Origin of the sequence: Mesorhizobium alhagi CCNWXJ12-2 (assembly GCF_000236565.1) — a bacterium.
Classification (GTDB): domain Bacteria; phylum Pseudomonadota; class Alphaproteobacteria; order Rhizobiales; family Rhizobiaceae; genus Allomesorhizobium; species Allomesorhizobium alhagi.
Genome location: NZ_AHAM01000138.1, coordinates 1 through 4664, shown reverse-complemented (window position 1 = coordinate 4664; position 4664 = coordinate 1). Strand labels below are relative to the sequence as shown.

Sequence of the window (4664 nt, the reverse complement as noted above, 5' to 3'; positions counted from 1 at the left end):
CCCGCTCGCCATAGTGCTCGATGCAGTTGGGCTCGACACTGCCGCCATGCAGCGCATAGCCGGCGAATTCAACCTCTCCGAGACGAGTTTCGTGACGCCGCCGCAGGACGGATCGCACCGCGCCCGGGTACGCATCTTCACGCCGGCCTACGAGATGCCGTTTGCCGGCCATCCGACGGTCGGCACGGCGATCGCGCTGCACGAGGCCGAAGCAGGCGAGGGCGCCGCTATCTTCGTTCTGGAAGAGAATATCGGCCCGGTGCGCTGCGCCGTGACCGGCGGAAAGGCCGCGACCTTCGCCGAATTCGACCTGCCGCAACTGCCCGAAAAACTGGCGCTTTCGGCGGATGCCGCAGCAATAGGTGCTGCGGTCGGCCTCGCGCCGCATGAGATCGGCTTCGAGAACCATCGCGTCGATCTGTGGTCGGCCGGGGTGCCCTATATCACCATACCGGTTTCCGGCCTCGACGCGGCGCGGCGGGCGCGGCTCGACAATCGGGCCTGGCGGGAACTTTCGCCGGAGCGCGGCGACGGCAAGAGGGCCAGCGCCTATGTCTATTGTCGCGAGACGGCCAGCCGGGACAACTCCTTCCACGCACGCATGTTCGTGCCGGGCAATCCCTCCTACGAGGATCCGGCGACAGGCTCGGCGGCGGCAGCTTTCGCCGGCGTGATCATGCAGTTCGACGCGCCGACCGACGGGCCGTCGCGCTTCTGGATCGAGCAGGGCGTCGAGATGGGACGTCCCTCGCGTATCAGACTGGAGATCGACGTGGCGAACGGCGCAATGGCAGCCGCCCGCATTGGAGGCAGTGCGGTGAAGGTCGCGGAAGGCGTACTCTACGCGTGACCGAATGGCACAGGCCGACGATTTGCCGCAAATGAGCGCGCCGGGGGCTGGACAGCCCCCGGAGCTATGGCTATATCGCGCCTGCATCGGTCGTCCGATGGTGTGGGTGCGTAGCTCAGTTGGTAGAGCAGCTGACTCTTAATCAGCGGGTCACAGGTTCGATCCCTGTCGCACCCACCATTGTCCGCTGGTATTGGCTTATCTTTTCTCTCTGATGGGAGCATGTCCCGGTTCAGCGGTTTTGTCTCGGCGTCGAATCGCTGAGCGCATCCGCGACAAAGGAAGCAGCAATCAGGTCATCGGCATTGAGCCGCAGGGACCCCGATCCGCCTCCCATCAAAGCAGCGACCTTTTGGAAAGCTCTCATCTCGTCCTCGGTAACCTGGGCGCTCCGCATTTTCGATGCGAGGTCCGCGACGCGCACCTCTAGAATCTGGGAAGTTCCATTTTCCATTTTGGCCATAGCGCTATCATCCTCCCACCATGGTTGCGACTGTTCGGATTTTGGGCTGGCAAGTCAGCACGAACTCGTAATCCGATCGAAGGTTCCGAGGCGAGAAGTTCACTAAATGATACGAGCCTTAAAGGATGTGGGAAGGAGGATTAGTCCAGCTTACAGAGCCCCTCGCTGCGAGCGAAGTCAACTCAAACTCCCATAGACAACCTTTGTACCGTTAGGAGGCGTTCGCGCTCCAGCTCTTGCGTGATGATAGGGGCGATTCAGGCAGCTGGGTTAATCGGGCGTGGAATGCTGGCGAAACGGAGCAGGCTCGGCCATGATGAAGTCCGAAAGCTTTGAGGAGGAGCGGAAATGCCCCAGAAAACCGCGCTGGTCGTCAGCGCGCATTCAGCGGATTTCGTATGGCGGGCCGGCGGAGCGATCGCCGCCCATGCCGAGCAAGGCTATGCGGTCACGGTCGTATGCCTGTCATTCGGCGAGCGCGGCGAGTCCGCCAAGCTATGGCGCAAAGCCGGAATGACGCTCGATGCGGTCAAGGCGGACCGTCGCCGCGAGGCCGAGAACGCCGCGAAAGCGCTCGGCGTGGACGATATCCGGTTCTACGACCTCGGCGATTATCCGATGCAGATCACTCTGGATGCGTTCGACAAACTTGTCGATCTCTACCGCGAAATCCGGCCGGAGTTCATGCTGTCGCATTCGCGGCAGGATCCGTACAATTTTGATCACCCGATGGCGACCGAGTTCGCGCAGCACGCGCGGGTCATCGCCCAGGCGCACGGGCACAGACCGGGGCAACAGGTTCTGGGTGCGCCTCCAGTCTATCTTTTCGAGCCGCACCAGCCTGAACAGTGCAACTGGAAGCCGAACTTCCTGCTCGACATCACCAAGGTCTGGGAGAAGAAACTGGCCGCCATCAAGTGCATGGAAGGGCAGGAGCACCTTTGGGACTATTATACCCGTGTGGCTCTGCAGCGCGGCGCGCAGGCCTCCCGTAATTCGGACCACAAGATCACCTATGGCGAGGGCTATGAGGCGGTCTTCCCGCATGTCACCGGGACGCTCGGCCATGGAGCGCTGGCATGAACATCGTTCGCCGTAACGTCGCCCGAGCCGATCCCGCAATCGTCGATGCGCTGGCCGCGTGCGGCGTCGCGACCGTTCACGAAGCCATGGGCCGTATCGGCCTGATGCAGTCACACATGCGCCCGATCTGGCGCGGCGCGCGCATTGCGGGCAGCGCTGTCACGGTCTCGATACCGCCGGCCGACAACTGGATGATCCATGTCGCGGTGGAGCAGTGCCGGGACGGCGACATTCTGGTCGTTGCGCCGACCTCGCCGAGTGACGCCGGCTATTTCGGCGACCTTCTGGCGACCTCCCTAAAAGCGCGAGGCGTCCGCGGCCTGGTCATCGATGCGGGCGTGCGCGACGTGATAGAGCTTGAGGAGTTGGGCTTTCCCGTCTGGTCCCGTTCGATATCGGCGCAGGGAACGGTGAAGGCGACGCTGGGCTCGGTGAACGTGCCGATCGTCTGCGCGGGAGCGCAAGTGAACCCCGGCGATGTGATCATCGCCGACGACGACGGCGTCATGGTGGCGCCGCGTGAACAGGCCGGCGAGGCCCTGTCCGCTTCGCGCGTGCGGCTGGAGAAGGAGGCAAGCACGCGCGAGCGTCTCGCCGCCGGAGAACTGGGGCTCGACATCTACGGAATGCGCGATGCGCTTGCTGCCAAGGGTCTGAAGTACATCGATTGATGCATGGGCGGCATGGCGGACGATCTTGGGCAAACAGGGTAGTACGACATGAACTCTGACGGCATTGTCTGCATGATGATGAGGGGCGGCACTTCGAAAGGCGCCTACTTCCTCGCTGAGGACCTGCCGGCCGACAAGGCCGCGCGAGACGCGCTCCTGCTGCGCATCATGGGCTCGCCCGATCCGCGTCAGATCGACGGGATCGGCGGCGCGGACCCGCTGACCAGCAAGGTGGCGGTGGTCCGCAAGTCGGAGCGGCTTGGCATCGACGTGGATTATCTTTTCCTGCAGGTGTTCGTCGAACAGGCGCTGGTGTCGGACAGCCAGAATTGCGGCAACATCCTCGCTGGCATCGGCGCCTTTGCCATCGAGCGCGGGCTCGTCAAGCCTGCCCATGGCGAAACGCAGGTGCGCATCTACATGGAGAACACGGCGCAAACGGCCATCGCGACAATCCGTACGGAGAATGGACGACCCGTCTATGACGGCGATGCCCGCATCGACGGGGTTCCCAACCCGGCTGCCCCTGTCTTTCTCAGCTTTGCGGACGCGGCCGGTTCCAGTTGCGGCGCACTGCTGCCGACGGGCACTGCGCTTACGGAAATTGATGGCGTGGCCTGCACCCTGATCGACAACGGCATGCCGGTCGTCGTGATGCGGGCCGCTGATTTCGGGCTGACAGGGTATGAGAGCCGGGCCGAATTGGAAGCCGCGGACGAGGTCAAGGCACGCGTCGAGAAGATCCGGCTGGCGGCCGGACCGCTGATGAATCTGGGCGACGTGTCGCAGAAATCGGTGCCCAAGATGACGCTGGTGGCGCCGCCGCAGCACGGCGGGGCGATCATGACGCGGAGTTTCATTCCCCATCGCGTGCATGCGTCGATCGGCGTGTTCGGCGCTTTAAGCGTCGCGACCGCGTGCCTGTTCCCCGAAAGTCCTGCTGCTGGCCTGGCGATGCTTCCGGAGGCGGTGAGAAGACCGTCGCGGTCGAGCATCCGACCGGTCAGATGGAGATATTGCTTCGGCTTGACGATACGCAGCCTTACGGCCTCGGCCAGGCCTCATTCGTGCGCACGGCGCGTAAATTGTTCGACGGTCGGGTGTTTGCGTGATGGATTCTTGTCGCCGGGCCTCTGACAACGGTTCAGATCACGTCACTACTCACCCCTGATATCCGAACTGCCGTGGGAGCCAGAGCGTAAGGTCAGGCATCAGGATCAGGACAAGCAGCGCCACGAACAGCGAGAGCATATAGGGAACGATCTCGCGCACGATGTCGCGGATCGGTATGCCCGTGGCTCCGTTGATGACGAAGAGCAGCATGCCATAGGGCGGCGTGATCAGCCCGACCATGACGTTCACCACCATCACCACGCCGAAATAGACCAGATCGATCCCCAGCACCGTGCAGGCAGGGATAAACAGCGGGACGATCACCAGGATGATGGTCGTGGCGTCGAGAATGCAGCCGAGCAGCAGGAACAGCAAATTGGCGAACAGCATGAAAGCCAGCGGCTGCAGGTCGAGGTAATCCAGCATGGATGCAATCGAGGTCGGAACGTTCTCGGCCGCGACGATGTAGTTGAAGATGAGCGCG

5 protein-coding genes, 1 tRNA gene and 1 pseudogene are annotated in these 4664 nt (G+C 62.8%); 5 read left to right on the top strand and 2 right to left on the bottom strand.

Going from position 1 to position 4664, the window contains the following annotated elements:
• A partial coding sequence (locus MAXJ12_RS16185) for a PhzF family phenazine biosynthesis protein (protein ID WP_008836995.1) occupies positions 1–850 on the top strand: 850 nt, incomplete at its 5' end.
• A gap of 104 nt (positions 851–954) precedes the next feature.
• Positions 955–1030 (top strand) — tRNA-Lys (locus tag MAXJ12_RS16180).
• Between the two features lie 52 nt (positions 1031–1082).
• Here MAXJ12_RS16180 and MAXJ12_RS16175 read toward each other — a convergent pair.
• The gene (locus tag MAXJ12_RS16175) at positions 1083–1313 is read right to left on the bottom strand and encodes a hypothetical protein (RefSeq protein WP_008836994.1); all 231 of its coding nucleotides are present in this window, start codon (positions 1311–1313) and stop codon (positions 1083–1085) included.
• A gap of 348 nt (positions 1314–1661) precedes the next feature.
• On the opposite strand from MAXJ12_RS16175, the gene MAXJ12_RS16170 reads away from it, so the two are divergent.
• From MAXJ12_RS16170 to MAXJ12_RS16160, 3 genes and pseudogenes are all read left to right on the top strand, one after another.
• A complete protein-coding gene (locus MAXJ12_RS16170; protein WP_008836993.1) occupies positions 1662–2396 on the top strand; it encodes a PIG-L deacetylase family protein in 735 nt (244 codons plus the stop codon).
• A complete protein-coding gene (locus MAXJ12_RS16165; protein ID WP_008836992.1) occupies positions 2393–3067 on the top strand; it encodes a 4-carboxy-4-hydroxy-2-oxoadipate aldolase/oxaloacetate decarboxylase in 675 nt (224 codons plus the stop codon). Before MAXJ12_RS16170 ends, MAXJ12_RS16165 begins: the two co-directional genes overlap by 4 nt.
• Positions 3068–3115: 48 nt before the next feature.
• Positions 3116–4179 (top strand): annotated as a pseudogene (locus tag MAXJ12_RS16160) (4-oxalomesaconate tautomerase).
• A gap of 49 nt (positions 4180–4228) precedes the next feature.
• Here MAXJ12_RS16160 and MAXJ12_RS16155 read toward each other — a convergent pair.
• On the bottom strand, positions 4229–4664 hold a 436-nt coding region (locus tag MAXJ12_RS16155; RefSeq protein WP_008836990.1), incomplete at its 5' end, for a TRAP transporter large permease subunit.